General features: G+C 70.1%; 24 protein-coding genes. 7 read left to right on the top strand and 17 right to left on the bottom strand.

The genetic code is table 11. The annotated features are described in order from the left end of the window. The first annotated feature begins 281 nt into the window (after nucleotides 1–281). The gene (locus ACZ4E1_RS07805) at nucleotides 282–1766 is read left to right on the top strand and encodes a hypothetical protein (protein ID WP_467536898.1); all 1485 of its coding nucleotides are present in this window, start codon (nucleotides 282–284) and stop codon (nucleotides 1764–1766) included. 132 nt (nucleotides 1767–1898) lie between these two features. Here ACZ4E1_RS07805 and ACZ4E1_RS07800 read toward each other — a convergent pair whose 3' ends face one another. Next, a complete protein-coding gene (locus ACZ4E1_RS07800) occupies nucleotides 1899–3227 on the bottom strand; it encodes a class I SAM-dependent RNA methyltransferase (protein ID WP_467536895.1) in 1329 nt (442 codons plus the stop codon). 114 nt (nucleotides 3228–3341) lie between these two features. Then, nucleotides 3342–5387: an APC family permease gene (locus tag ACZ4E1_RS07795; protein ID WP_467536893.1), complete on the bottom strand. Its 2046-nt coding sequence runs from the start codon at nucleotides 5385–5387 to the stop codon at nucleotides 3342–3344. 324 nt (nucleotides 5388–5711) lie between these two features. On the opposite strand from ACZ4E1_RS07795, the gene ACZ4E1_RS07790 reads away from it, so the two are divergent. Both ACZ4E1_RS07790 and ACZ4E1_RS07785 read left to right on the top strand, forming a co-directional pair. Continuing rightward, nucleotides 5712–6383, top strand: coding sequence for a potassium channel family protein (locus ACZ4E1_RS07790; RefSeq protein WP_188336390.1), 672 nt, complete (start codon nucleotides 5712–5714; stop codon nucleotides 6381–6383). Further along, entirely contained in the window at nucleotides 6383–7054 is a 672-nt protein-coding gene (locus tag ACZ4E1_RS07785) for a potassium channel family protein (protein ID WP_161301657.1), read from the top strand. Before ACZ4E1_RS07790 ends, ACZ4E1_RS07785 begins: the two co-directional genes overlap by 1 nt. 81 nt (nucleotides 7055–7135) lie before the next feature. Here ACZ4E1_RS07785 and ACZ4E1_RS07780 read toward each other — a convergent pair whose 3' ends face one another. The 9 genes from ACZ4E1_RS07780 to ACZ4E1_RS07740 form a co-directional block, all read right to left on the bottom strand. Beyond that, entirely contained in the window at nucleotides 7136–7936 is an 801-nt protein-coding gene (locus tag ACZ4E1_RS07780; protein ID WP_467536890.1) for a DUF3159 domain-containing protein, read from the bottom strand. A gap of 3 nt (nucleotides 7937–7939) precedes the next feature. Beyond that, nucleotides 7940–8350, bottom strand: coding sequence for an OB-fold nucleic acid binding domain-containing protein (locus ACZ4E1_RS07775; RefSeq protein WP_188336392.1), 411 nt, complete (start codon nucleotides 8348–8350; stop codon nucleotides 7940–7942). Between the two features lie 94 nt (nucleotides 8351–8444). Then, nucleotides 8445–9128 carry a response regulator gene (locus ACZ4E1_RS07770; RefSeq protein ID WP_467536888.1) on the bottom strand — a complete coding sequence of 228 codons (684 nt, stop codon included), beginning with the start codon at nucleotides 9126–9128 and terminating at the stop codon, nucleotides 8445–8447. Then, the gene (locus tag ACZ4E1_RS07765) at nucleotides 9125–11695 is read right to left on the bottom strand and encodes a DUF4118 domain-containing protein (protein WP_467536886.1); all 2571 of its coding nucleotides are present in this window, start codon (nucleotides 11693–11695) and stop codon (nucleotides 9125–9127) included. The genes ACZ4E1_RS07770 and ACZ4E1_RS07765 overlap by 4 nt, the downstream gene beginning before the upstream one ends. A 144-nt stretch (nucleotides 11696–11839) precedes the next feature. After that, on the bottom strand, nucleotides 11840–12574 hold the full coding sequence (locus tag ACZ4E1_RS07760; protein WP_188336395.1) for an ABC transporter ATP-binding protein: 735 nt from the start codon (nucleotides 12572–12574) through the stop codon (nucleotides 11840–11842). A 121-nt stretch (nucleotides 12575–12695) separates the two neighbouring features. Continuing rightward, nucleotides 12696–13913: an alginate lyase family protein gene (locus ACZ4E1_RS07755; RefSeq protein ID WP_467536883.1), complete on the bottom strand. Its 1218-nt coding sequence runs from the start codon at nucleotides 13911–13913 to the stop codon at nucleotides 12696–12698. A 215-nt stretch (nucleotides 13914–14128) separates the two neighbouring features. Next, entirely contained in the window at nucleotides 14129–14887 is a 759-nt protein-coding gene (locus ACZ4E1_RS07750; RefSeq protein WP_467536882.1) for a DUF3710 domain-containing protein, read from the bottom strand. Between the two features lies 1 nt (nucleotide 14888). Beyond that, entirely contained in the window at nucleotides 14889–15434 is a 546-nt protein-coding gene (dut, locus tag ACZ4E1_RS07745) for a dUTP diphosphatase (RefSeq protein ID WP_399129734.1), read from the bottom strand. Then, a complete protein-coding gene (locus ACZ4E1_RS07740) occupies nucleotides 15431–16015 on the bottom strand; it encodes a PaaI family thioesterase (RefSeq protein WP_467536879.1) in 585 nt (194 codons plus the stop codon). The genes dut and ACZ4E1_RS07740 overlap by 4 nt, the downstream gene beginning before the upstream one ends. Before the next feature lie 58 nt (nucleotides 16016–16073). Here ACZ4E1_RS07740 and ACZ4E1_RS07735 point away from each other — a divergent pair, with 58 nt between their 5' ends. After that, entirely contained in the window at nucleotides 16074–16523 is a 450-nt protein-coding gene (locus ACZ4E1_RS07735) for a DUF3093 domain-containing protein (RefSeq protein WP_467536877.1), read from the top strand. Between the two features lie 51 nt (nucleotides 16524–16574). Here the strand turns inward: ACZ4E1_RS07735 and ACZ4E1_RS07730 are convergent, their stop codons facing one another. The 4 genes from ACZ4E1_RS07730 to ACZ4E1_RS07715 form a co-directional block, all read right to left on the bottom strand. Next, on the bottom strand, nucleotides 16575–17567 hold the full coding sequence (locus ACZ4E1_RS07730) for a hypothetical protein (protein ID WP_467536875.1): 993 nt from the start codon (nucleotides 17565–17567) through the stop codon (nucleotides 16575–16577). Between the two features lie 13 nt (nucleotides 17568–17580). Beyond that, nucleotides 17581–17877, bottom strand: coding sequence for a DUF4193 domain-containing protein (locus ACZ4E1_RS07725; protein ID WP_018535993.1), 297 nt, complete (start codon nucleotides 17875–17877; stop codon nucleotides 17581–17583). Nucleotides 17878–18304: 427 nt separating this feature from the next. Beyond that, nucleotides 18305–19546, bottom strand: a complete 1242-nt coding sequence (locus tag ACZ4E1_RS07720; RefSeq protein ID WP_467536872.1) for a sensor histidine kinase — start codon at nucleotides 19544–19546, stop codon at nucleotides 18305–18307. 7 nt (nucleotides 19547–19553) lie between these two features. Beyond that, nucleotides 19554–20207, bottom strand: coding sequence for a response regulator transcription factor (locus ACZ4E1_RS07715; protein WP_188336403.1), 654 nt, complete (start codon nucleotides 20205–20207; stop codon nucleotides 19554–19556). A 327-nt stretch (nucleotides 20208–20534) separates the two neighbouring features. Here ACZ4E1_RS07715 and ACZ4E1_RS07710 point away from each other — a divergent pair, with 327 nt between their 5' ends. Next, nucleotides 20535–20699, top strand: a complete 165-nt coding sequence (locus ACZ4E1_RS07710) for a hypothetical protein (protein ID WP_188336404.1) — start codon at nucleotides 20535–20537, stop codon at nucleotides 20697–20699. A 107-nt stretch (nucleotides 20700–20806) separates the two neighbouring features. Here the strand turns inward: ACZ4E1_RS07710 and ACZ4E1_RS07705 are convergent, their stop codons facing one another. Together ACZ4E1_RS07705 and ACZ4E1_RS07700 are read right to left on the bottom strand one after the other, a co-directional pair. Next, nucleotides 20807–21622: an inositol monophosphatase family protein gene (locus tag ACZ4E1_RS07705; protein WP_467536870.1), complete on the bottom strand. Its 816-nt coding sequence runs from the start codon at nucleotides 21620–21622 to the stop codon at nucleotides 20807–20809. 10 nt (nucleotides 21623–21632) lie between these two features. Then, on the bottom strand, nucleotides 21633–22772 hold the full coding sequence (locus ACZ4E1_RS07700; protein WP_467536868.1) for a ferrochelatase: 1140 nt from the start codon (nucleotides 22770–22772) through the stop codon (nucleotides 21633–21635). A 161-nt stretch (nucleotides 22773–22933) separates the two neighbouring features. On the opposite strand from ACZ4E1_RS07700, the gene ACZ4E1_RS07695 reads away from it, so the two are divergent. Further along, nucleotides 22934–24187, top strand: a complete 1254-nt coding sequence (locus tag ACZ4E1_RS07695; RefSeq protein WP_467536866.1) for an MFS transporter — start codon at nucleotides 22934–22936, stop codon at nucleotides 24185–24187. Beyond that, entirely contained in the window at nucleotides 24138–25466 is a 1329-nt protein-coding gene (locus tag ACZ4E1_RS07690) for a D-arabinono-1,4-lactone oxidase (RefSeq protein ID WP_467536865.1), read from the top strand. Before ACZ4E1_RS07695 ends, ACZ4E1_RS07690 begins: the two co-directional genes overlap by 50 nt. The last annotated feature ends 14 nt before the right edge of the window (nucleotides 25467–25480 follow it).

The following is a 25480-nucleotide window of genomic DNA, read 5'->3' as shown; positions in this document are numbered from 1 at the left end:
TCAATGAGCTGTGGCCTCGACACGTAGCCACATGCACTCTGATTCATACCGGGAGTCACTGACACATCGACAACTACGAACAGCTGGCCCGTTGACCCACGACAGCCACGGTCCAGTGAAATTCGTGCAGCGAGCTTCCGAGAAGCACCACGCTCACCGGAGACGGACCGTGCAGCACGCCCCGTCCGAACGGATGTTCCCTCAGGGCGTTCGGGATTTACTGTGCAAGCGGCGGGCACTGTCCCTCCCCAGGAACACACCCGGGGCCACGGGAGGACCGCATGCACGGGGACCTCAACGAGCGGCAGCTGGCCGTCCTCGAATGGGTGGGCCTGGAGTGTCCCGGCGGATTCTGGGCGGACAGCACCTACAAGGTCAGCGCCCAGGCTCTGCAAAGCAGAGGACTGATCAAAGTCACCAAACGCCGCGGTCAGTGGAGCGCCCAACTCACCGACCAGGGGCGGGCGTATCTCGCCGCCATCGATACCAGCCCCGAGGAGCTCAGCCGCGAAGCACCCGATGCGCCCGGGAGAACACCGCCGTCACCACAGATCCGAACTGCACCGAGAGCCCGTACCAGCCACACCGACCAACTCCTCGAAGAACTGACAGCCAACAACAACCACCTCGTCAAGCCAATCGAATCCGGGCCGCACGCAGTGAACTGGGCATCGCGGATCAGCGCCGCCCGCCAGTCCGGCAAGATCCCGCACTCACAGGAACTCCGGGGAAAACAGACCTATAGCGGCTACGAAATCAAGCTCGTCGACATCCCTACCTGGCGGCTCACCGAACTCACCCCCATCACCGTGCCCGCCAGGCTCACCAAACCCCATGCAGTGGTCGCAGCCCTCCAAAAGCGCCCCCAGGGCATGGGGTTGACCAAATCCGTGCACAACCGAGCTCTACGCCTCATCCAAGCCCTTGTTACCGCCGCCGAATCGAAGGGCCACACGACCACACTCGGTCCCACTCCAGTCGCTCCCCCGCCCCGCCACCGCCGGCAGGCAGCACCCCACTTCACCATCACCGCCCAAGCCGAACCCGTCGACGTCCTCGTCCTACAGGAACACGACCACAGCAAACACATCCCCACCGACAAGGAACGCACCGACGCCGAAAAGTACACGTGGATGCGCATCCCCCGCTTCGACTACACCCCGGCCGACCGGCTGCGTTTCATCCTCCGGGGCGGCACCCCGCACCGCGGCAGCGAATGGGCCGACCTCAACGGCCGCCCACTGGAAGACCAACTCGCCGAAATCGCGCAGGAAGTCGACCTCCGCGGCGAAGCCGCGGAACAACGCTGGCACGCAGACGAACAAGCCCAGGAATCGGCACGGCAGAACCGCGAAAACGCCCTGCACAAAGCACACGCCGCATACGCCCACACCTATCGCGTCGAACACCTCGAAAAACAGGCAGACGCGTGGCACGAAGCCAAGCGCCTGACCGAATTCGTCACAGCAGTACGCGACCACGCCACATCCCTGCCACCCGGGCAGGAAAGGACCGAGATCGAAGATTGGCTCGCGTTCGCAGACGCCCACCTTCAGCAGCTCACCAAGGCGACCTCGACGCCAAAGCTGCCCACGCCGCCGCACCCCAGCCGCGCAGATCTTGAGCCCTACCTCACCGCCATTAGGCCACCTGCGAACCGCGCTTCCCCCTCAGCCCCAAAGCCAGCACAGCCAGAGATCCTCAGACCGCACCCGGCAGTTCGTCAAATGAGTGAACAAATTCCTGACGATCCATCAGGTAAATGAAAGATCATCTGATGGACCGTCGGAACGTGCGTCAAACGTGCGTCAGAAGAGCCCCACGTGCGTCAGATATGCGTCAAGATATCGCCTGTAACGCACACAACGCACATAACGCACACTGGCCAAAACGGCAGGTCAGACACCCTTCTCAGCAGGCTCAAGGATCGCGACGCACTCCACATGATGCGTCATCGGGAACAGGTCGAACGCCCGCAGCGTCCGGACCTTGTACCCGCCCTCCTTGAAGTACGCGATGTCCCGCGCCAGCGCGGCCGGGTCGCAGGCCACGTAGGCGATGCGGCGGGCGCCGAGGGTCGTGAGGTGGGCGACCGTCTTCTTGCCGGCGCCGGCGCGCGGCGGGTCCAGGACGATGAGGTCGACGTCGGTGATGCCGGTGCGGGGCAGGACGGCTTCGACCTTGCCCTGTTCGACGCGGACGCGGTCGAAGGCGGCGAGGTTGTGGCGGGCGTCCTCGACGGCGCGCTTGCCGGACTCGATGCCGAGCACCGCGCCCTTCTCGCCGACCCGGTCCGCGAGCGCGCCCGCGAAGAGGCCGACACCGCAGTAGAGGTCGAGGGCGGTGTCGCCCTTGCGCGGGAGGAGGCCCTGCATGACGGCCTTCATCAGCGTTTCGGCGGCCTTCGGGTGGACCTGCCAGAAGCCGCCGCTGCCGACCCGGTAGGTGCGGTCGTCGGCGCGCTCTCGGACGAAGGGGCGGCCGTGGACGCGGTGGACGCCGCCGTCCTTCTCCTCGACGCGCATGACGGAGACCGGCTTGTCGAGCTCGACGATGGGCAGGCGGGCGCCGGGCTTCGGGGTGAGGATGACCTGGCGGTCCTGGGAGCCGCTGGCCGCGATCGCCTCGACCGACTCCATGCCGGTCCAGTCCCGCTGCTCGATTCCCAGCTCGGAGACGCCCTCGGCGGCGATCATGCAGTGCTCGACCGGCTCGACCTCGTGGGAGCGGTGGCGGCGCAGGCCCGCGCGGCCCTCCGGCGTCACGGCGTACTGCACGCGCGTGCGCCACTGCGGCACCTCGCCCGCGGGGAGCTTGTCGCCCTCGGCCGGCATGACCGTGCCGTCCCAGCCGGCCTCCTCGGGGGTCAGGCCCGCGAGGCGCTGGAGCTGCTCGGCGATGACCTCGCCCTTGAGGCGGCGCTGGGCACCGGGCTTGGCATGCTGCCAGTCGCAGCCGCCGCAGCGGCCGGGCCCGGCGTACGGGCAGGGGGCCTCGACGCGGTCCTTGGAGGCTTCCAGGATCTGCACGGCGTCGGCGCGCAGGAAGCGCGCGCCCTCCTCGCCCTCGGTCACGCGCGCGAGGACGCGCTCGCCGGGCAGGGTGTGCCGCACGAAGAGGACCTGGCCCTCGGCGGTGCGTGCGATGCAGTGGCCGCCGTGCGCGACGGGACCGACCTCGACCTCGTACTCCGTCCCCACCAGTGAGGTCTTCGGTTCTGCCTGCATGGCGGGGCTCCAGTACGTCAAGGGGGTGGCCGCACGGAAGCGGCCGGACAACAGCCCACCAGTCTACGTGGCTGTCGTCCGGCCGCTCACCACACGGCTGCGCCGGCTGTGCGGCTACTTGCCGCTGGACTCCTTGGCCCGCTTCTCCACCGGTCCGCGGCGCACGGATCCCGGAGCGTTCCACTCCTGGCGCCGGCGGGCGCGCAGCTTGGCGGCCTCGGAGGACTCCAGCTGGTAGGGCACGGAGGTGACCATGATGCCGGGGGTGAACAGGAGGCGGCCCTTGAGGCGCAGCGCGCTCTGGTTGTGGAGCAGGTGCTCGTACCAGTGGCCCACGACGTACTCGGGGATGATCACGCTGACGGCGTCGCGCGGCGACTCCTTGCGCAGGCTCTTCACGTACTCGATGACGGGCCGGGTGATCTCGCGGTAGGGCGAGTCGAGGATCTTGAGGGGCACGTCGATGCCGCGCCGTTCCCACTCCTCGCGCAAAGCCTTGGTCTCGGCCGGATCAACATTGACGCTCAATGCTTCAAGTGTGTCCGTACGCATCAACTTGGCGTACGCGATCGCGCGCAGCGTCGGGCGGTGGATCTTGGAGACGAGCACGATGGAGCGGACGCGGGAGGGGCGGACACTGTCGTCGGTCGGGGTCTCCGGTGCGGCGATCTCCTCGGCGACCCGGTCGTAGTGCTTGCGGATCGCGGTCATCGTCGCGAAGAAGATGCACATGCCGAGCAGGGCGACCCAGGCGCCGTGGGTGAACTTGGTGACCAGGACGACGACGAGGACGAGGCCCGTCATGAAGCCGCCGAAGGCGTTGATCGCGCGGGAGCGGATCATGTGGCGGCGCTTGTCGGCGTCCTTCTCGGTGCGCAGGTGGCGGTTCCAGTGGCGGACCATGCCGGTCTGGCTGAGCGTGAAGGACACGAACACGCCGACGATGTACAGCTGGATCAGGCGGGTCGAGTCGGCGCCGTAGATGACGACGAGCATGGCGGCCGCGCCGGCGAGCAGGACGATGCCGTTGGAGAACGCGAGGCGGTCGCCGCGCGTGTGCAGCTGGCGCGGCAGGTAGCGGTCCTGGGCGAGGATCGAGCCGAGCACCGGGAAGCCGTTGTACGCCGTGTTGGCGGCGAGGAACAGCACGAGGGCGGTGGCCGCGGCGAGCACGATGAACAGGAAGCTGCCGTCGCCGAAGACGGCCTCGGCGACCTGGGTGATGACCGGGTCCTGCACGTAGCCCGAGCCGACCGGCACCCCGTTCCTGAGCAGGTCGTGCGCCGGGTTCTCGGCCATGCGGACCTTGGTGACCAGGGCGAGGCCGATGATGCCGACGAGCATGGTGATGGCCAGGGCGCCCATCAGCGACAGCGTCGTCGCCGCGTTCTTGGACTTGGGCTTGCGGAAGGCCGGGACGCCGTTGGAGACGGCCTCGACGCCGGTGAGCGCGGCGCAGCCGGAGGAGAAGGCGCGCAGCAGCAGGAAGACGAGGGCGAATCCCGCGAGGCCCTGCTGTTCGGCCTTGATGTGGAAGTCGGCGGTGGGGGCGCGCATGGTGTCCCCGAGCACGATGCCCCGGAAGGCGCCCCACGCGATCATGATGAAGACGCCGGCGACGAAGACGTAGGTGGGGATCGCGAAGAGTGATCCGGATTCCTTGACGCCGCGGAGATTCATCAGCGTGAGGAGCAGGATCACCGCGACGGCGCACAGGACCTTGTGCTCGACCACGAACGGGATCGCCGAGCCCAGGTTCTCGATGCCGGAGGTGATGGAGACGGCGACGGTGAGGACGTAGTCCACGAGCAGCGCGCTGGCGACCGTGAGGCCGGCCTTGGGCCCGAGGTTGGTGGTGGCGACCTCGTAGTCACCACCGCCGCTGGGGTACGCGTGCACGTTCTGCCGGTAGGACGCCACCACGGTGAACATCACGACCACGACGGCCAGGGCGATCCACGGGCTGAAGTGGTACGCCGAGATGCCCGCGACGGAGAGGACGAGGAGGACCTCTCCGGGCGCGTAGGCAACGGAGGACAGGGCGTCGGAAGCGAAGACGGGGAGGGCGATGCGCTTCGGCAGGAGCGTTTCTCCAAGCCGGTCACTGCGCAGTGCGCGCCCGATCAGGATCCGTTTGGGCACGTCGGTCAGTTTGGACACGCAGAGGATCGTAAGGGTTCGAACGTGGGGCCGCCCACCCACCACCCCCAACTCCGCCGGATGCCCGGAATGCGGACGGCCCGAGGGGGTTCGGTGCGCGTCCCGCGCGCCGTGCGCGGCGGCCGTGGGACCGTGATGATCCAGGAGCCGACGCGGAGGTCATGTTCGAGCGGACAGCCGATACGGTGGTGCCGAGCGCGAGCCGCGAAATGCCCGCATCGTGCCCGAGAGCCGGCCACACCGGCCGGACCGAGCCGCGAGAGAGAGACATGAGCAGGACGTTTACCCAGGTCATCAGGCCTATGAGGAGTGCGTGGTAGGGCCGTGCATATCGTGATCATGGGCTGTGGCCGCGTAGGGTCCCAACTCGCCCAGACTCTGGAACAGCAGGGGCACACGGTCGCCGTGGTGGACCAGGACCCGACGGCCTTCCGCCGTCTGGGCTCCGGTTTCGGCGGCCGTCGCGTCACCGGCGTCGGATTCGACCAGGACACCCTGCGCGAGGCCGGCATCGAGGAGGCGGGCGCCTTCGCCGCCGTCTCCAGCGGTGACAACTCCAACATCATCGCGGCCCGGGTGGCGCGCGAGATGTTCGGAGTGGAGAACGTGGCGGCGCGCATCTACGACCCCCGCCGCGCCGAGGTCTACCAGCGCCTCGGCATCCCGACCGTCGCGACGGTCCGCTGGACCGCCGACCAGATGCTGCGCCGGCTGCTGCCGTCGGGCGCGGAGCCGCTGTGGCGCGACCCCACCGGGGGCGTCCAGCTCGCCGAGGTGCACGCCTCGGACGCCTGGGTGGGGCACAAGATCAGCCGCCTCCAGGACGAGACCGGCGTGCGCGTGGCGTTCCTGACCCGGCTCGGCGAGGCGATCCTGCCGACGTCGCAGACGGTGCTGCAGGAGGGCGATCTCGTGCACGTGATGATGCGCACGGACGACGTCGACAAGGTCGAGGCGGCGTTCGCCGAGGGTCCTGAAGAGGAGGGCGGTCACTGATGAGGGTCGCCATTGCCGGAGCCGGCGCGGTGGGCCGCTCGATCGCGGGCGAGCTGCTCGAGAACGGGCACGAGGTCCTGCTGATCGACAAGGCGCCGACCGCCATCTCGGTCGAGCGCGTCCCGCAGGCGGAGTGGCTGCTCGCCGACGCCTGCGAGATCACCTCCCTGGACGAGGCGGCGCTGCAGCGCTGCAACGTGGTCATCGCGGCCACCGGTGACGACAAGGTCAACCTGGTCGTCTCCCTGCTCGCGAAGACCGAGTACGGCGTCCCGCGCGTCGTCGCCCGGGTGAACAACCCGAAGAACGAGTGGCTGTTCAACGAGTCGTGGGGCGTCGACGTCGCGGTGTCCACCCCGCGTCTGATGTCGGCCCTGGTCGAGGAGGCGGTCAGCGTCGGCGACCTGGTGCGCCTGCTCCGCTTCAGCCACGGTGACGCGAACCTGGTGGAGCTGACGCTGCCGCCGGAGTCGGCGCTCGCCGGCACGCGCGTGGGTGACGTCCAGTGGCCGCAGGACACCTCGCTGGTCACGATCATCCGTGGCACGCGGGTCCTGGCGCCGAGCCAGGAGGACTCCCTGGAGGCGGGTGACGAGCTGCTGTTCGTCGCGGCGCAGGCCCGGGAGGAGCAGCTGGAGGATCTGCTGTCGGTGCGGCGCGAGGACGCGTAGCGCCGCCGGACGGACGTGAGAAAGGGGTGAGCCCCGGCGAGCAGTGCTCGCCGGGGCTCACCCCTTCGACGTCCGGGGGCCTCAGGCCTCGCGGCGGTGGCGGGCGCCACCCTTGCGCTCGGCGGTCTGCGGCTCGCCGAGTCCGGCGGCCTCCGCCTCGGCCTTGCGCGCGGCCTCCGCCTCCTCGGCCGCCTCCATCTCCGCGAACACGTCGATGGGCGCGGGCGCCTTCGCGAGGAAGACCCAGGTCAGCCATACGGCCAGCAGGAACGGCGGGATCTTCAGGGCGACGAGCACCCAGCCGAACTGCGTGGTGTCCGCCCACCAGTAGAGCGGGAAGAGGATCGCGCACTTGGCGAGCAGGATCAGCCCCCAGGCCCAACTGGCCTTCGCGTAGGCCTTCTTGCGACCGGGGTTACGCGTGCGCCACGACAGGTTCTCCTTGAACACCGGTCCGAGGATGAGCCCGATGAGCGGCACCCCGCACAGGGTCGTGACCATGTAGGCGAGCGAGAGGCCCAGCGTGTAGAGCATGCCGGGGAGGTAGAAGTCCTTCGCGTTGCCCGTCATCATCGCGAACGCGACACCGAAGGCGACGCCGAACACCCCGCTGAAGGCGTGCTTGACGGTGTCCTTCATGACCAGTCGCACGACGACAAGCGCCAGAGACACCGCGACGGCCGCGATGGCCGACATGCGCAGGTCCTTGTTGATCGTGAAGATGGTCACGAAGAGGAGGCCGGGGGCGACGGTCTCCACCATGCCCCGCACACCGCCGAAGGCCTCGAAGAGCGCGGCCTCGGTCACCGCCTTGGAGTCGGCGGTCTCGGTATCGGCATCGACTCCGAGTTCACGATCGGTCGGCTTGTCGAGCGACGTCACCGGCTACTCCCGTCCGAGCGGTCTGAGTTCGTACTTCGGGTTGAAGAGCACCCTACGGCCATGGCTCATCGAGACCCGCCCGGAGGCGATGAGCTTGCGGCCCGGCTCGATCCCGACGATCGAGCGGCGGCCGAGCCACACCACGTCCAGAGCGGCCGAGCCGTCGAACAACTCCGCCTCGAGAGCCGGGACTCCGGCGCGTGGCCGCAGGGTCACCGTGCGCAACGTACCAGTTACGGTGACCATCTGTCGGTCCTGGCAATGATCGATCCGGGTGCAGCCCGTGGTCTGCGAGTCCTCGCGCAGCTCCTCCGACTCCAGGTCCTCCTGGGAGGTGGACAGTCGGTCGAGCATGCGACGGAACCGGCCGGCCGGCTTCTCGGACGCCCTGTCGGAACGGGGAACAGCACTCATGAAAAGAAGCCTACCCGGGCCCTCGGACAGGCGGGAAAGGGCCGCCTGCCCGTGAGACCCACCTCTCCCCCGCCGAGGAGACCTCCGGCGAGACCTACCTCTCGAATCGGTATCCCATGCCCGGCTCGGTGATGAAGTGGCGCGGGTGCGAGGGGTCCGTCTCCAGCTTGCGGCGCAACTGCGCCATGTAGACGCGCAGGTAGTTGGTCTCCGTCCCGTAGGAGGGGCCCCACACCTCCTGGAGGAGCTGCTTCTGGCTCACCAGGCGTCCCGTGTTGCGCACGAGCACCTCCAGGAGGTGCCATTCGGTGGGGGTGAGCCGGACGTCGCGTCCGTCGCGGTGGACCTTCTTGGCCGCCATGTCCACCGTGAAGTCCTCGGTCTCGACGATGCCCTCGTCCTCGCCGCCGCCGGTGGGTTCGGCCCGCCGTACGGCCGCGCGCAGCCGGGCGAGGAGTTCGTCCATGCCGAAGGGCTTGGTGACGTAGTCGTCCGCGCCGGCGTCGAGGGCCTCGACCTTCTCGTCGGAGGAGTGCCGTGCGGACAGGACGAGGATGGGCACCCGGGTCCAGCCACGCAGCCCCTTGATCACCTCGACGCCGTCCATGTCGGGCAGGCCCAGGTCCAGGACGACCACGTCGGGGTGACGGGCGGCCGCGAGCTGGAGCGCCTGCGCTCCGTCGCCCGCCGCGTCCACCTCGTACTTGCGCGCCTTCAGGTTGATGACGAGGGCGCGGACGATCTGCGGCTCGTCGTCGACCACGAGCACCCGGGTCATGCGTGCCTGCCTCTCTTTGTCACTGCTCCCGGTGCGGCGGTCGCCGCCCGGGGGGTGCGGGGCGCCGCCCGCAGGGTGAGGACCATGGTGAGGCCGCCGCCCGGAGTGTCCTCCGCGGTCAGTGTGCCGCCCATGGCCTCGGCGAAGCCGCGCGCCACCGCGAGCCCGAGGCCCACACCGGCGCCGCGCGGCGCGTCACCGTAGCGCTGGAAGGGGGCGAAGATGCGGTCCTTGGCCTCGTCCGGGACGCCGGGGCCGCGGTCGACGACACGCAGCTCCACGCGGTCGCCGAGGGCGCTGGCGGAGACGAGGACGGGTTCGTCGTGCGGGCTGTACTTGACGGCGTTCTCGACGACGTTGGCGACGGCGCGCTCCAGGAGGCCCTTGTCGACGGTCACCATGGGCAGCGTCTCGGGGACGTCCAGCTGCACGCTGGCTTCCGGGTCCGGTACGCCGACCAGGGCCATCGGGACCACCTCGTCGAGGTCGATCTCCCTGATCAACGGGTTGATCGTGCCGGTCTGGAGCCTCGACATGTCGAGGAGGTTGCCGACGAGATGATCGAGGCGGTCCGCGCCCTCCTCGATGCCCGCGAGCAGTTCGGCCCGGTCCTCGGGCGACCAGTCGACGTCCTCGGAGCGCAAGGAGGAGACGGACGCCTTGATGCCGGACAGCGGGGTGCGCAGGTCGTGGCTGACGGCGGCGAGGAGGGCGGTGCGGATGCGGTTGCCCTCGGCGAGGGTGCGGGCGCGGTCGGCCTCGGACTGCAGGCGCTGGCGGTCGAGGACGACGGCGGCCTGTGCGGCGAACGCGGCGAGCACGCGCCGGTCCTCGGCGGGCAGCACGCGGCCGGACAGGGCGAGGACCATGTCGTAGCCGCCGCCGACGGGTACGTCGACGTCGGCGTCCTCGGGGCGGTCCGGCGGGTGCGGTCCGACGCTGCCCGCGACGCTCCAGGGCTCGGTGTCCCCGGCGCGCTCCATGAGGGCCACGGACTCCATGGCGAAGGTCTCGCGGACCCGCTCCAGGAGCGCCTCGAGGCTGGTCTCGCCGCGCAGGACGCTGCCCGCGAGGAAGGACAGGATCTCGGACTCGGCGCGCAGCCGGGAGGCCTGGTGGGTGCGGCGGGCGGCCAGGTCGACCACGGAGGCGACGGACACCGCGACGCCCACGAAGATCGCGATGGCGACGATGTTCTTGGGGTCGGCGACCGTGAACAGGTGTTTGGGCGGGGTGAAGAAGTAGTTCAGGAGCAGGGAGCCGAAGGCGGCCGAGGCGAGCGCCGGCAGCAGTCCGCCGACCAGGGCCGCCGCCACGGTCATCGCCAGGAACAGCAGCATGTCGTTGGCGAGGCCGAGGTCGGATTCGACGTGGGTGAGGGCGAGGGCGAGCAGCGCGGGGCCGCCGAGGCCGATCAGCCAGCCCCACACGATCCGGGAGCGGCCGAGGCGGGCGCCTCGGGCGACGGGCAGTCCGCGGCCCTTGGCGACCTCCTCGTGCGTGACGATGTGGACGTCGAGGTCGGGGCCGGACTCGCGCGCGACGGTGGCGCCGACGCCGGGACCGAACATGTACTGCCAGGTCTTGCGGCGCGAGGAGCCGAGGACGATCTGCGTGGCGTTCACCCCCCGGGCGAACTCCAGGAGCGCGGCGGGGATGTCGTCGCCGACGACGTGGTGGAAGGTGCCGCCGAGGTCCTCGACGAGGGTGCGCTGGACGGCGAGCTCCTTGGGGGACGCCGCGGTCAGGCCGTCGCTGCGCGCGATGTAGACGGCGAGCACCTCGCCGCCGGCGCCCTTCTCCGCGAGCCGCGCCGCGCGCCGGATGAGGGTACGGCCCTCGGGGCCGCCGGTGAGGCCGACGACGATGCGCTCGCGGGCCTGCCAGGTGGAGCGGATGTTGTGCTCGCCGCGGTACTCCTGGAGGTACTCGTCGGCGCGGTCGGCGACCCACAGGAGGGCCAGTTCGCGCAGGGCGGTGAGGTTGCCGGGGCGGAAGTAGTTGGAGAGGGCGGCGTCGACCTTGTCGGGCCGGTAGATGTTCCCGTGCGCCATGCGGCGGCGCAGCGCCTGGGGCGACATGTCGACGAGTTCGATCTGGTCGGCGCGGCGGACGAACTCGTCGGGGACGGTCTCCTGCTGCCGTACGCCGGTGATGGATTCGACGACGTCGCCGAGTGATTCCAGGTGCTGGATGTTGACGGTCGAGATGACGTCGATGCCGGCCGCGAGCAGTTCCTCGACGTCCTGCCAGCGCTTGGCGTGGCGCGAGCCCGGCACGTTCGTGTGCGCGAGCTCGTCGACGAGGGCGACGGCGGGGGCGCGACGCAGCACGGCGTCGACGTCCATCTCGGGGAAGACGGCGTCGCGGTAGGTGATCTCCTGGCGCGGGATCCGTTCGAGGCCGTGCAGCATCACCTCGGTGCGGGGCCGGTCGTGGTGCTCGACGAAGGCGACGACGCAGTCGGTGCCGCGCTCGACGCGGCGGTGGGCCTCGGACAGCATCGCGTAGGTCTTGCCGACGCCCGGTGCGGAACCGAGGTAGATCCGGAGCTTGCCGCGTCCCATGGCCTCATCGTCTTCCTGTCACCGCCGCTCGCGGTGTCGCAGAGTCGACCCTACGGCCAGGAATTCTCGCAAAAGGGACGGAGGCCTGGTGAACGGGCCTCTTTGACAGAACTCTGATGCGGTGCGTGTGGCGCGTCGGGTGCGTCAGGCGCGTCCGTGCTCGACGATCTCGCCGTCGCTGAGCTCCAGGACGCGGTCGGCGAGGTCGAGAAGCGTGGCGTCGTGCGTGGCGACGAGCGCGGTGACGTTCTCGCTGCGGACGACGGCGCGCAGCAGTTCCATGACGGCGAGCCCGGTCTGCGCGTCGAGCTGCCCGGTGGGTTCGTCGGCGATGAGCAGGGCGGGGGTGTTGGCGAGGGCGCGGGCGATGGCGACGCGCTGGCGCTGGCCGCCGGAGAGCTCGCCGGGCCGCTGCTTGGCGTGCCCGTCGAGGCCGACGAGGGAGAGCAGGAGGTCGACGCGCTCCTCGCGCTCGCGCGGGTCGGCGCCGCGCATCCGCAGGGGGATGCCGACGTTCTCGGCGGCGGTGAGGATCGGGATGAGTCCGAAGGACTGGAAGATGAAGCCGATGCGGTCGCGGCGCAGCTCCAGGAGGCCGTTCTCGCCGAGGCCGGAGAGTTCGAGCCCGTCGACGACGATGCGTCCGCTGTCCGGTTCGTCGAGGCCGCCGACGAGGTTGAGCAGGGTCGTCTTGCCGGATCCGGAGCGTCCCTTGAGGGCGACGAGTTCGCCGCGCGGGATCTCGAAGGAGACGCCGCGCAGGGCGTGCACGGCGGCGGCGCCGGATCCGTAGGAGCGGTGCAGGTTCTCCACGACGACCATCGGGCCCTGCGGGTCCTTCTCCAGGACGGTGGTTCTCGCCTCGGCGCTCTCGCTCATCGGTACCGCTCCCCCGTACGTACGTTCCCGGCCGGGCGCCAGTATGGCCGCTGGGCGCCCGGCCGGGCAATGGTCGAGACCAGCTCGGGCCGGTCCTGGCCGGTCACACGGTTCCTTCGGCTCAGGCGGGGTTCTCCGCGTGGGTGAGGGTCTCCCAGGCGACGAACAGGTTGTTGGAGCCGGCGGGCCGCTGCTGTTCGGTGAGTTTCTGGGTGTTGGTCATGGCGGTGCCGAGGCGGGTGTGCAGGGCGTTGTAGCCGACCTCGGTGACGGGCCCGAGGCCGCGCTTCACGGTGCCGCCGCACAGCCAGCTCGGCGGCGCCTCACCGAGCTCGTAGCGGGACTGGAAGCCGAGCGCCTGGCGCAGCCGCTCGCCGACGTCCGTGCCGTACAGGTCCTGGCCCTGGATGCGGCTGGTCTCGGCGATGTGGGAGATGGACGCGATGCCGTATCCGGTGTGGGTGAAGTCGCGGCAGGTCTCCTGCGTCAACCCGGTCACGAAGGTGGACTGGCCTTGCCAATACTTGACGATCTTCTCCTTGGTGTCGAGATGTTGACTCGGCACCGTCCTGGGCAGTGCACCGTCCGAGGCGAGGTACACATATGCGGGCGTGCGGGTACGGAAGGTGGCCATCGCCTTGTCGTACGAGGCCTTGTCCTCCAGGAAGACGGAGATGCCGACGGCGGCCTCCGTCATCGTCAGCTCCCAGTTGCCGTTGGAGTTCGACCCGTTGATCACCTCGGGCAGGTAGACGTCGCGCAGCATGGTTCTGAAGCGGCCCTCGTTCGCCCAGCCGCCGTCGTACGTGTACTTGATGATCTCGGCGGCCTTGGGCCAGGAGGAGCCGGCCCAGCCGGTCTGCAGCGGGGCGTTGCTGTTCGTGTGGTCCTCGATGGTGGCGGACCAGGCGTCCATGAGCGCGATCGACTTCTTCGCGTAGCGCTCGTCGCGGGTGAAGTACCAGGCGAGCGCGTCGGTGTACGCGGCGATGGCGTCCTCGCGCTCGTCCGTGCACCCGTAGTTGGGGTCGGAGTAGGAGCCGCACTCGACGATCGCCCGGGGCTTGGGCGTGCGGTTCAGGTCGGCGTACTTGCTCGCCTTCATCTGGTCGAAGGCGCTCTTCCAGGGCTGGGCCCCGGCGTCGATCTTGGCCTTGGCGAAGTCCAGCTGCCCTTGGGAGACGGTGACGCCGGGGTGGGCGAACGTGGCGGGGGCGGCCTCGGCGCGGTCGGCGCCGGGCCAGGCGAGGGCTCCGGCGACCAGCGCGGTGACGGAGGCGACGGAGGTGAGGAGGGAGGCAAGCAGGGTGGTGCGCGGTCTTCCGTGACGAGCCTGCATGGTGGGGGCCATCCGTTCTCGTATGTGAACGTGAGGCGCCATGGTGAACAACGGCGCTGGCCGGTGACCTTAGGTACGGACCAGCACCCCGTCAAGTACCGGGGAAGGAAGACCAGTTGAGGGCCCACGGGCACGAAATAGGCCGTGAGCCGCACACTCCCATCGGGATATGCGGCCCACGGCCTCGTGCCTGTGCGGGTACCCGCGCGGTCGCGTCAGCGGACCTCGGTGATCTCCGGGCCGCGGGCCAGCTGACCCATGCCGCCGGAGAAGCGGGAGCCCTCCTGGGCGTCCTGCGCAGCGCCCTCGGCGACCATCTGCGCGTCGTCGGGCAGCTTGAGGACGATCGGGTCGCGCGGAGCCATCGGGCCCTCGCCACGTACGACGACGGTGTCCTTGAAGATCTGCTCCAGCAGACCGGCCGCCTGCGGCTGCACCGCGCCCTGGCCGGAGATGACACCGCGCAGGAACCAGCGCGGGCCGTCCACGCCGACGAAGCGCACGACCTGGAAGCCACCCGTGCCGTCGGGCAGCTGCACGGGCACCTGGGCCCGCAGCTCCCAGCCGAGCGGACCCTCGACCTCGTCGATCACACCACCCTGCTGAGTGATGCCACCGGCGATCTCCTCGCGCACCTCGCCCCAGATGCCCTCCTTCTTGGGGGCGGCGAAGGCCTGCAGCTGGACCGCGCTGTCCTGGAGGACCACGGTCGCGGCGACGATCGCGTCCCCCGCGACCTCCACCCGCAGCTCCATGCCCTCCACGCCGGGGACGAAGAGCCCGCCGAGATCGACGCGGCCCTCGCCGGGCTCGCGGACCTCGGAGGAGTCCCAGGGGCCGTCGGGACGCGGCTCGGGCTCGAGCCGCACACGCTCCTGCTCCCCGTCGGTGTCGACGCCGTCGACCTGCTCGGCCTCGCCCGCCGCATCCACTGCGCCTTCAGCGGAGCCGTTCTTCTTGCGACGTCCGAACACGTCACTGTCCTTCCCGGTCGGATACGACCGAAGCGTATCGATTCCCACCCTTTTGACCGCCTGTGCCCTCATGGGCGCCGGTGGAGCCGCCCACGGAGGCGTGTCCGCCGGTGGACCCGAATCCCCCCTCGGCCCGCACCGAGTCGGGAAGCTGCGCCACCTCGCGGAAGCACACCCTCTCGACCTGCTGGACGACCAGTTGGGCAATCCGGTCGAAGCGCTCGAACCGCACGCTCTCGCGCGGGTCGAGATTCACCACGATCACCTTGATCTCTCCACGGTACCCGGCATCCACCGTCCCTGGGGCATTCACCAGGGCGACACCGCAGCGTGCGGCAAGACCGGATCGTGGGTGCACGAAGGCCGCGTACCCCTCGGGCAGGGCGATGGAAACACCGGTCGGCAGGACGGCCCGCTCGCCCGGAGCGAGCTCGCACGCCTCGGTGGTGCGCAGGTCCGCGCCCGCGTCTCCGGGATGCGCGTACGCGGGCAGCGGTACGTCGGGGTCGACGCGCGTGATGAGCACGTCGAGGGGCTGGTGCGTCACGGGTTCACCTCGAAGGCGCGGGCACGCCGGATCTGGTCCGGGTCGCTCATGGCCGCCTGGATCTCTTCCTCACGGCCGTTCTCGATGAAGTGGTCGACCTTGACCTCGATGAAGAGGGCGTCGGCCCGGACCGCGACAGGCCCGTCGGGGCCGCCGATCCGGCCGGTCGCGGTCGAGTAGATCTTGCGGCCGGCGATCGCGGTGATCTCGGCAGACAGGTGCAGCACGGTGTCCACGGGCACCGGACGCACGTAGTCCGTCTCCAGCCGGCCGGTCACGGCGATGGTCTGGATCAGCCAGTTCAGCGAACCGAGCGTCTCGTCGAGCGCGGTCGCAAGCAGCCCGCCGTGCGCGAGCCCCGGCGCTCCCTGGTGCGCGGGGCGCACGGTGAACTCGGCGGTGACGTTCACGCCGTCACCGGCCCGCGTCGCCAGATGCAGCCCGTGCGGCTGCTCGCCGCCGCAGCCGAAACAGTGCCCGTAGTGCGCGCCGATGAGCGAGCCGGGGGCGGGGGCGTCGGGGTGCCGCACCGGCGCTATGGCGTCGGCGGGGGGCGTCAGAGCTGCTGAAGTACCACTCACAGGCGCAGACCTTACCCGCGCGTCCAGTGCGTTCACGCATCGTGCCAAGCTTGAGCGCATGGAGCTCTCGACGACGCCTTACGAAGAACGCCTCACCGCCCCGCGCGCGTGGTGGCTCGTCACGTTCCTGGTGGGCGTCGCGTGCGGCCTGATCCTGCTGCCGTTCGGCACGCTGCCGCTGCTCGGCGGCTTCGTCGGCGGCCTGCTCTTCGCGGCCGTGATCACCAGCTCGTACGGCTCGGTGCGGGTCCGCGTCGTGGGTGACGCGCTGATCGCGGGTGACGCGAAGATCCCGCTGGCGGCGCTGGGTGACGTGGAGGTCCTCGACCCGGAGGAGGCGCGCGCCTGGCGCACGTACAAGTCCGATCCGCGCGCCTTCATGCTGCTGCGCAGCTACGTGCCGACGGCGGTGCGGGCGGAGGTCACCGACCCGACGGACCCGACGCCGTACGTCTATGTGTCGACCCGGGAGCCCGAGGCGCTGGCGAAGGCGCTGCGCCGGGGCTGACGCGCGCGCTGCGCGGCGGGGCGACCGGACGGGCCGGGCGGGCGCCCGGACTCAGTCCTCGATCTCCAGGGCGTCCTTCGGGACGTCCAGGGCCGGCAGCTCGGGCAGGGCGTCCCAGGGCACCTGGAGGTGCCTCAGGTCCTTGCGCACGCGCTCGGCGAGCTTTCTGGTGTCCCGGCGGTTCATGACCGCGCCGACGGCCGCGCCGATCATGAACGGCGTCAGGCTCGGCAGATTCCGCACCATGCGCTTCATGATCTGCTGGCGGAGCTCGCGCTTCATCTGGCTGCCGAGCGCCGCGTTGATCGTCATCGGTTTGGACACGTCGATGCCGCGCTCCTCCGTCCAGGAGGTCAGATAGACGCTGGTGCGCTCTTTGAGACCGCCGGGCGGGCGCAGTCCGTAGACCTCGTGGAGCTCGGCGATGAGCTTCAGCTCGATCGCGGCGACTCCGGTGATCTCGGCGGCGAGCTCGGTCGGCATCGCGGGCGGCATGGGCAGCATCGCGGCGGCGCCCACTCCCGCGCCCACGGTGGACGAGGCGTTGGCCGCGCCCGTGACCAGCTTGTCCGCGAGCTGCTCGGGGCCGAGGCCCGGGAACTGCCGGCGGAGTGTGGCCAGGTCCCGGACGGGGACCCGTGGCGCGTTGTAGATGATCCGGTCGGCGAGGTAGCCGATACCGGCTTTGGCAGCGGCACCGCTTCGGACGATCCCCGTACGCGCGGCACTGCCGCTCTTGGAGATGCCGGTCCGTGCGGCGCTGCCGCTTCTGCGTATGCCGTCCTTCACGGCCGCCGTACGGCTTCTGGCGGGCGGCTCCTCGGGCCGGGTCACGGCGCTGTGACCCGCGGAGCGCAGGTCCACCGTGCCGGTGGCCGTCGGGGCGCCCGCCGTCTGCCGGTCGTCCGCTGATTCGAGCGAGGCGTCTTCGGATGGTGAAGAGCCTCGCTCGTCGTCGCGCACGGCCTCGGACGGGCCTTGTGCCGTCCCCGGGAGGTCCTTCTTCCGGGTACGGCGCTTCCAGGGCGGGGTCGAGCCGGTCATGCCCGACCCTGCCTCAGTCGCAGTCGCGGCAGATGGGCTGACCGTTCTTCTCCCGCGCGAGCTGGCTGCGGTGGTGCACCAGGAAGCAGCTCATGCAGGTGAACTCGTCCTGCTGCTTGGGCAGGACGCGGACGGCCAGCTCCTCGTTCGAGAGGTCGGCGCCCGGAAGCTCCAGGCCCTCGGCCGCCTCGAACTCGTCCACGTCGACGTTCGACGCGGACTTGTCGTTCCGCCGGGACTTCAGTTCTTCGATGCTGTCCTCGTTGAGGTCGTCATCGGTCTTACGTGGGGTGTCGTAATCCGTTGCCATGTCGCTCTCCCCCTCTGGGTGTATGCGGTGTCTCAGCGCACGTAACGCATGAGAGGCCGGACTTGTGCCCGACCTGAGGCGGAGATTTTGCCTCACATCAAGGTCTGTTACTCAATCGACACCCAACCGGACTCCTCTTGAGTGATCGGCTTGGGTGGCGAACGGGACCGTACACGGTCCGGTCAACGCACCGCACAGGCGCCATCCCGTGTACTTCCCGTGATCAGGGCGCCCGAAAACCCGGATTTTCCCGGCTTTCCGGAGGCCTGTGCGCTCACGGAGCGTGGATGGCCGGAAATTCGCCCATGTGATCGATCACACACGGACTCCCCGGGTGCAGGTCCCGAAAATTCCGCTAAAAGCGAACTCCTCCAGCGCGTCGGCGGAAGCATGTCAGATCCACAGGCGCGCCGCACATCGAACGCTCCTAGATCGGCAGGGTGACGCGCATCACGAGCCCACCCCCCTCGCGGGGCGTGGCGGTGATCCGGCCGCCGTGCGCCCGGGCCACGGACCGGGCGATGGACAGACCGAGGCCCACTCCCTTGTCGCTGCCGGTGCGCTCGGTGCGCAGCCGGCGGAACGGCTCGAAGAGGTTGTCGATCTCGTACGCGGGGACCACGGGGCCCGTGTTGGCCACGACGAGGACCGCCTGGCCGTGCTGGGCCTCGGTGTCGACCTGCACCCAGCCGCCCTCGCGGACGTTGTACCGGATCGCGTTCTGCACCAGGTTCAGCGCGATGCGCTCCAGGAGCACGCCGTTGCCCTGGACCACCGCCTCCTTGCGCTCCCCGCGGATCTCCACGCCCTTCTCGTCGGCCTCGGACCGGGCCTGGTCGATCGCCTGCGAGGCTACCTCCGCCAGGTCCACGGGCTTCCGCTCCACGATCTGGTTGTCACTCCGGGCGAGCAGGAGCAGGCCCTCCACGAGCTGCTCACTGCGCTCGTTGGTCGCGAGGAGCGTCTTGCCGAGCTGTTGGAGCTCCACGGGGGCCCCGGGATCGGAGAGGTGGACCTCCAGGAGCGTGCGGTTGATCGCGAGCGGCGTACGCAGCTCGTGCGACGCGTTCCCCACGAAGCGCTGCTGGGCCGTGAAGGCCCGCTCCAGGCGGTCGAGCATCTCGTCGAAGGTGTCGGACAGCTCCTTCAGCTCGTCGTCCGGGCCGTCCAGCTCGATGCGGCGCGACAGGTCCGTTCCGGCCACGCGGCGTGCGGTGCGCGTGATGCGGCCCAGCGGGGACAGCACCCGGCCCGCCATCGCGTACCCGAAGGCGAACGCGATGACCGCGAGGCCGAGCAGTGCCATCAGGGAGCGGCTCAGCAGGACGTCCAGCGCGTGGTTGCGCTGCTGGGCGACGCAGTCGTTCAGCACGCTGTTCAGTTCGCTGGCCGGAATGGCCTTGCCGTTGGGGATGTCGCAGACGCCGCTGGAGACCCGGCCTTCGACGATCTTGAAGGGGAGCTCGCTGCCCACGTTCAGGGCCTGGGCGGCGAGCAGGTAGATGATCGAGAGGAGCAGGATGCCCGCGATCAGAAACATGCCGCCGTAGAGCAGCGTGAGCCTTATACGGATCGTGGGCCGGAGCCAGGGGAAGGGCGGTTCGTCCTTCGTCCCCGGCTTCCAGGTCGGTTTCGGAGGCGCCGAGGGGGGCGCGGGTGTGGCGGCCATGGAGAACTCAGATCCGGTAGCCCGAGCCGGGCACGGTGACGATGACGGCGGGCTCACCGAGCTTGCGGCGCAGGGTCATGACGGTGACGCGCACGACGTTCGTGAACGGGTCCGTGTTCTCGTCCCAGGCCTTCTCCAGGAGCTGCTCCGCCGAGACGACGGCGCCCTCGCTGCGCAGCAGGACCTCCAGGACGGCGAACTCCTTGGGCGCGAGCTGGACCTCCTTGCCGTCACGGAAGACCTCCCGGCGGTTCGGGTCGAGCTTGATGCCGGCCCGCTCCAGGACGGGCGGCAGCGGGACGCTCGTCCGGCGGCCGAGCGCCCGCACGCGGGCCGTCAGCTCGCTGAACGCGAAGGGCTTGGGGAGATAGTCGTCGGCGCCCAGCTCCAAGCCCTCGACGCGGTCGCTGACGTCGCCGGAGGCGGTGAGCATCAGGATGCGGGTGGGCATGCCCAGCTCGACGATCTTGCGGGCGACGTCGTCGCCGTGCACGAGCGGGAGGTCGCGGTCGAGGACGACCACGTCGTAGTCGTTGACGCCGATGCGCTCCAGGGCGGCCGCACCGTCGTACACGACGTCGACGGCCATGGCCTCCCGGCGCAGTCCGGTGGCCACCGCATCGGCGAGCAGCTGCTCGTCCTCGACGACGAGTACGCGCACGTCGCTTGTCCTTCCTCTGGTCACCTGCGGGCAGCGCTCGGGCGCGCACGGGCAGGTTCGGTCACGGGGTGTGAGTCACCATCCTGCCCCTTTCGGCCATAAACCGGCTGTAAGGCGGTCTGAGGGCCCGGGAATGCCGGTTTTTCTCGTGAGGTTGAGGTTTCCGCGGGAGGAAGCACGGGGAGGACGGGTTTACACCCGCGATCACGCTTTGTATGTGGCATGCCACGAGCCGTTTCCCGTAAGGCCGTTCGAGACGTGATCGCCCCTTCCACCGGGCACACCCCCGTGCCACCGACCCACGACCCAGGACGAGGGGGCGCAACCATGGACGCATTCACCGCAGGGCTTCTGCAGCGCATAAGGGCGGCCGAGACCGACCTGACGCGGGCGCGCGAGACCGGCGACGACTTCCTCGCCGAGGTCGAGCAGGGCGAGCTGGACGACCTGCGTCGTCTCGCCGCCGAGCACGGCGTGGAGATCCACGCCTGAGCGTCAGCGCTTCGCAGTGAACGCAGTGAGCACGCGTGAGGGCCCCGGCGCCTGGTTCGATCCAGGCGGGCGCCGGGGCCCTCACGTGTGTCCTGTGAGCCGCTCGCTCAGTCGTGCCAGGCGCCGAGCTCTTCCAGCCAGGCCTGGAGCGGCTCGAAGAGGCCGGGGGGCGCGGCGATCGTGAGCTCGGGCGACACGGGAACGCCCGGGCGGCCGCCCGTGAGCGCGCCCGCCTCGCGCGCGATGAGCTCGCCGGCGGCGTAGTCCCAGGGGTTCAGCCCGCGCTCGTAGTACGCGTCGAGCCGACCCGTGGCGACGTCGCAGAGGTCGATCGCCGCGGAGCCGCCGCGCCGGATGTCGCGCACACGGGGGATCAACTGCCGTACGACGTCGGCCTGGTGGACGCGGCGCGACTCCAGGTAGCCGAAGCCGGTGCCGACCAGGGCCTGCTCGAAGGAGGGCGCCACGCGCGCGTGGGCGGGCCGGTCGTTGACGTACGCGCCCTCGCCGAGGACCGCGCGGTAGGTCTCGCCGCGCAGGGGTGCGGCGACGACGCCGACGACGGTCTCGCCGTCCTTGCGGGCGGCGATGGAGACGGACCAGTCGGGGCGCCCGTACAGGTAGTTGACCGTGCCGTCGATGGGGTCGATCACCCATTCGACACCGCTGGTGCCCTGGGTGGCGGCGCCCTCCTCGCCGAGCACGCCGTCGTCGGGGCGGCGCTCGGCGAGGTAGTCCGTGATCAGCTTCTCGGACGCGATGTCCATCTCGGTGACGACGTCGACGGCGCTGGTCTTGGTGGCGGCGACGCCGAGGTCGGCGGGTCGGCCCTCGCGCAGGAAGACCCCCGCGCGGGCGGCCGCCTCCAGGGCTACGTCGAGCAGTTCTGCGGTGAGGCCCTCGGGGGCACTGTCGTCGGTCACGTGGCCGTCCTTACGCGTACGGGCTGTCGGCGCCCGCGGCGGCGGGCTTGGGGGTGCGGGCCGGGCAGCAGCCCACGGGGCACAGGTCGTGGCTCGGGCCCAGCGCGCCGAGGGCGCAGGGGGTGACCTTCCGGTCGTTCTCCGAGGCGGCCCGCTCCAGGACCAGGTCCCGCACGGCGGCGGCGAAGCGGGGGTCGGCGCCCACGGTGGCGGAGCGGCGCACCGGCAGGCCGAGCTCGGCGGCCTTGGCGGTGGCTTCGGTGTCGAGGTCGTAGAGGACCTCCATGTGGTCCGAGACGAACCCGATGGGGGCCATGACGACGGCCGGGACCCCGGCCCCGTGCCGCTCCTCCAGGTGGTCGCAGATGTCGGGCTCGAGCCAGGGGATGCTCGGGGAGCCGGAGCGCGACTGGTAGACGAGCTGCCAGGGGTGGTCGACGCCGGTCTCCTCGCGCACGGCGTCGGCGATCAGCCGCGCGACGTCGAGGTGCTGCTTCACGTACGCGCCGCCGTCGCCGTGGTCCTCGACGGTGCCCGAGGTGTCGGCCGCGGCGGTGGGGATGGAGTGCGTGGTGAACGCGATGTGGGCGCCGTCTCGCACGTCGTCGGGCAGGTCGGCGAGCGACTTCAGGACGCCGTCCACCATGGGGCGGACGAAGCCCGGGTGGTTGAAGTAGTGCCGCAGCTTGTCGACGCGCGGCAGCTCCCGGCCCTCGGCCTCCAGGGTGGCGAGCGCGTCCGCCAGGTTCTCCCGGTACTGGCGGCAGCCCGAGTACGAGGCGTACGCACTGGTGGCCAGGACGAGGATACGGCGGTGCCCGGCGGTGACCATGTCGCGCAGGACATCGGTCAGGTAGGGCGACCAGTTCCTGTTCCCCCAGTACACCGGGAGGTCCAGGCCGTGGTCCGCGAAGTCCTTGCGCAGGGCGTCGAGCAGGGCCCTGTTCTGCTCGTTGATGGGGCTGACGCCGCCGAACCGGAAGTAGTGCTGTCCGACCTCCTTGAGCCGCTCCTTGGGGATGCCCCGGCCCTTCGTCACGTTCTCCAGGAACGGGACGACGTCGTCAGGGCCTTCGGGGCCGCCGAAGGAGAGCAGCAGCAAGGCGTCGTAGGGGCGGGCGTCCGGGGTGGCAGCGTGCGCGTCTGGCATGTCTTCGATCCTGCCACCCGCCACCGACAGGCGGGGAACCGCCATGCCACCGCCCCGTGACACGCGTAAGCTGTATCAGCTGCACTTACGCCTTACCCCTTACGTCCGGCCCCGCCGAGCCGCGCTCCGGTGTGCCTGGACGACGCCTGACCGGAGTCGAGTTGCCCAGCCCGTACCGCGCCATTTTCGCCCTGCCCGGCACCAAGAGCTTCTCGGTGGCCGGGTTCCTGGGCCGGATGCCCCTGTCGATGATGGGCATCGGGATCGTCACGATGATCTCGCAGCTGACCGGGCGTTACGGGCTCGCGGGCGCCCTGTCGGCGACCGTCGCGCTGTCGGCGGCGGCCATCGGTCCGCAGATCTCACGGCTCGTCGACCGGCACGGGCAGCGCCGTGTGCTGCGCCCGGTCACGCTGGTGTCCCTGGTGGCGGCTGCCGCGCTCCTGCTGTGTGCCAAGTACGCGGCGCCGGACTGGACGCTCTTCGTGAGCTGCGCGTTCATCGGCTGTGTACCGAGCGTCGGGTCGATGATCCGCGCCCGGTGGGCGGCGCTGTACTCGGAGGCGCCGCGGCAGCTGCACACCGCGTACTCGTTCGAGTCGGTCATCGACGAGGTGTGCTTCATCTTCGGGCCGATCATCTCGATCGGTCTGTCCACCGCCTGGTTCCCGGAGGCGGGCCCCCTCCTGGCGGCCGGCTTCCTCGCCGTGGGGGTCTTCTGGCTGACGGCCCAGCAGGCCACCGAGCCCACTCCGCACCCGCGCGAGCAGCACACCAGCGGTTCGGCGCTCCGCGCGGGCGGGCTTCAGGTGCTGGTGGCCACCTTCGTGGCGACGGGCGCGATCTTCGGGGCGGTCGACGTGGTGACGGTGGCCTTCGCCGAGGAGCGCGGGCACAAGGCGATGGCCAGTGTCGTGCTCGCCCTGTACGCGGCCGGGTCGTGTCTCGCGGGCGCCCTCTTCGGGCTGCTGCACTTCAAGGGGGCTCCCGCCCGCAGGTGGCTGGTGGGAGTCGTCGCGATGGCCGTGAGTATGATCCCCCTCCAACTGGTCGGGGGCCTGCCGTTCCTGGCCGTGGCGCTCTTCGTTGCGGGCCTGTCCGTCGCACCGACGATGATCACGACGATGGCCCTCGTCGAACAGCACGTACCACGCGCGAAACTGACCGAGGGCATGACCTGGGTGAGCACCGGACTCGCGGTCGGTGTCGCGCTCGGTTCCTCCGTGGCCGGCTGGGTGATCGACGCCGCCGGTGCGAAGGCCGGGTACGGGGTGCCGGGAGCCTCCGGTGTCGTCGCGGTCGTGGTCGCGCTCCTCGGCTATCGCCGGCTGCAGCAGCCGGTTCCGCAGCGGGGAGGGACTTCCGATGAGCACGGCGCAGACGGGCAGCACGAAGAGCGGCGAAGCGTGGCGTAACTGGGCGGGGAACGTGGTCTCCCGCCCCGTGCGCGAGGTGACGCCCGCCTCGGTCGAGGAACTGACCGCGGCCGTGCGCAGGGCCGCCGACGACGGCCTGAAGGTGAAGGCCGTCGGTACCGGCCACTCGTTCACGGCGGCAGCCGCGACGGACGGGGTGTTGATCCGCCCTCAACTGTTGACGGGCATCCGCAGCATCGACCGGGAGAACGGCACCGTCACGGTCGAGGCCGGCACTCCGCTCAAGAGACTCAATATGGCCCTGGCCCGCGAGGGCCTGTCGCTCACGAACATGGGCGACATCATGGAGCAGACCGTCTCCGGGGCGACCAGCACCGGCACGCACGGCACCGGCCGTGACTCGGCCTCGATCTCGGCTCAGATCAAGGGCCTCGAGCTGGTCACGGCGAGCGGCGAACTGCTGACGTGCTCCGAGAAGGAGAACCCGGAGGTCTTCGCGGCCGCCCGGATCGGCATCGGCGCGCTCGGCATCGTGACGGCCATCACCTTCGCCGTGGAGCCGGTCTTCCTGCTCACCGCGCGCGAGGAGCCGATGGCCTTCGACCGCGTCCTCGCCGACTTCGACGAGCTCCACGCGGAGAACGAGCACTTCGAGTTCTACTGGTTCCCGCACACCGGCAGCTGCAACACCAAGCGCAACAACCGCAGCGCGGGCCCCGAGGCCCCGGTCTCGAAGGTCAGCGGCTTCATCGAGGACGAGCTGCTGTCCAACGGCATGTTCCAGGTGGTCAATTCGATCGGCCGCGCCGTGCCCGCCACGATCCCGACGATCGCCAAGATCTCCAGCAAGGCCCTGTCGGCCCGGACGTACACGGACATCCCCTACAAGGTCTTCACATCCCCGCGCCGCGTTCGCTTCGTGGAGATGGAGTACGCGGTTCCGCGCGCGGCCCTGGTGGACACGCTGCGCGAGCTGAAGTCCATGGTGGACCGCTCGAACCTGCGCATCAGCTTCCCCGTCGAGGTGCGCACGGCCCCGGCCGACGACATCACGCTGTCCACGGCGTCCGGCCGGGACAGTGCGTACATCGCGGTCCACATGTACAAGGGCACCCCGTACCAGCGGTACTTCACGGCCGCCGAGCAGATCTTCACGGCCCATGAGGGGCGCCCGCACTGGGGCAAGGTGCACACGCGCGACGCCGAGTACTTCGCGTCGGCCTACCCGCGCTTCGGTGAGTTCACGGCGCTGCGCGACCGGCTCGACCCGGACCGCCTGTTCGGCAACGCCTACCTGCGCCGGGTCCTGGGCGACTGACGACGACGGCCGCC

Source organism: Streptomyces sp. NPDC025806 (assembly GCF_055558275.1).
Note: the sequence above shows the minus strand (reverse complement) of the source record. Positions and strands in the feature narration are given on the sequence as shown.

Excerpts from the sequence above, each read along its gene's own strand:
- ACZ4E1_RS07805 (WP_467536898.1), top strand. The coding sequence starts at position 282 with ATGCACGGGGACCTCAACGAGCGGCAGCTGGCCGTCCTCGAATGGGTG.
- ACZ4E1_RS07800 (WP_467536895.1), bottom strand. The coding sequence starts at position 3,227 with ATGCAGGCAGAACCGAAGACCTCACTGGTGGGGACGGAGTACGAGGTC.
- ACZ4E1_RS07785 (WP_161301657.1), top strand. The coding sequence starts at position 6,383 with ATGAGGGTCGCCATTGCCGGAGCCGGCGCGGTGGGCCGCTCGATCGCG.
- ACZ4E1_RS07775 (WP_188336392.1), bottom strand. The coding sequence starts at position 8,350 with ATGAGTGCTGTTCCCCGTTCCGACAGGGCGTCCGAGAAGCCGGCCGGC.
- ACZ4E1_RS07770 (WP_467536888.1), bottom strand. The coding sequence starts at position 9,128 with ATGACCCGGGTGCTCGTGGTCGACGACGAGCCGCAGATCGTCCGCGCC.
- ACZ4E1_RS07765 (WP_467536886.1), bottom strand. The coding sequence starts at position 11,695 with ATGGGACGCGGCAAGCTCCGGATCTACCTCGGTTCCGCACCGGGCGTC.
- ACZ4E1_RS07760 (WP_188336395.1), bottom strand. The coding sequence starts at position 12,574 with ATGAGCGAGAGCGCCGAGGCGAGAACCACCGTCCTGGAGAAGGACCCG.
- ACZ4E1_RS07755 (WP_467536883.1), bottom strand. The coding sequence starts at position 13,913 with ATGCAGGCTCGTCACGGAAGACCGCGCACCACCCTGCTTGCCTCCCTC.
- ACZ4E1_RS07735 (WP_467536877.1), top strand. The coding sequence starts at position 16,074 with ATGGAGCTCTCGACGACGCCTTACGAAGAACGCCTCACCGCCCCGCGC.
- ACZ4E1_RS07730 (WP_467536875.1), bottom strand. The coding sequence starts at position 17,567 with ATGACCGGCTCGACCCCGCCCTGGAAGCGCCGTACCCGGAAGAAGGAC.
- ACZ4E1_RS07725 (WP_018535993.1), bottom strand. The coding sequence starts at position 17,877 with ATGGCAACGGATTACGACACCCCACGTAAGACCGATGACGACCTCAAC.
- ACZ4E1_RS07720 (WP_467536872.1), bottom strand. The coding sequence starts at position 19,546 with ATGGCCGCCACACCCGCGCCCCCCTCGGCGCCTCCGAAACCGACCTGG.
- ACZ4E1_RS07710 (WP_188336404.1), top strand. The coding sequence starts at position 20,535 with ATGGACGCATTCACCGCAGGGCTTCTGCAGCGCATAAGGGCGGCCGAG.
- ACZ4E1_RS07700 (WP_467536868.1), bottom strand. The coding sequence starts at position 22,772 with ATGCCAGACGCGCACGCTGCCACCCCGGACGCCCGCCCCTACGACGCC.
- ACZ4E1_RS07690 (WP_467536865.1), top strand. The coding sequence starts at position 24,138 with ATGAGCACGGCGCAGACGGGCAGCACGAAGAGCGGCGAAGCGTGGCGT.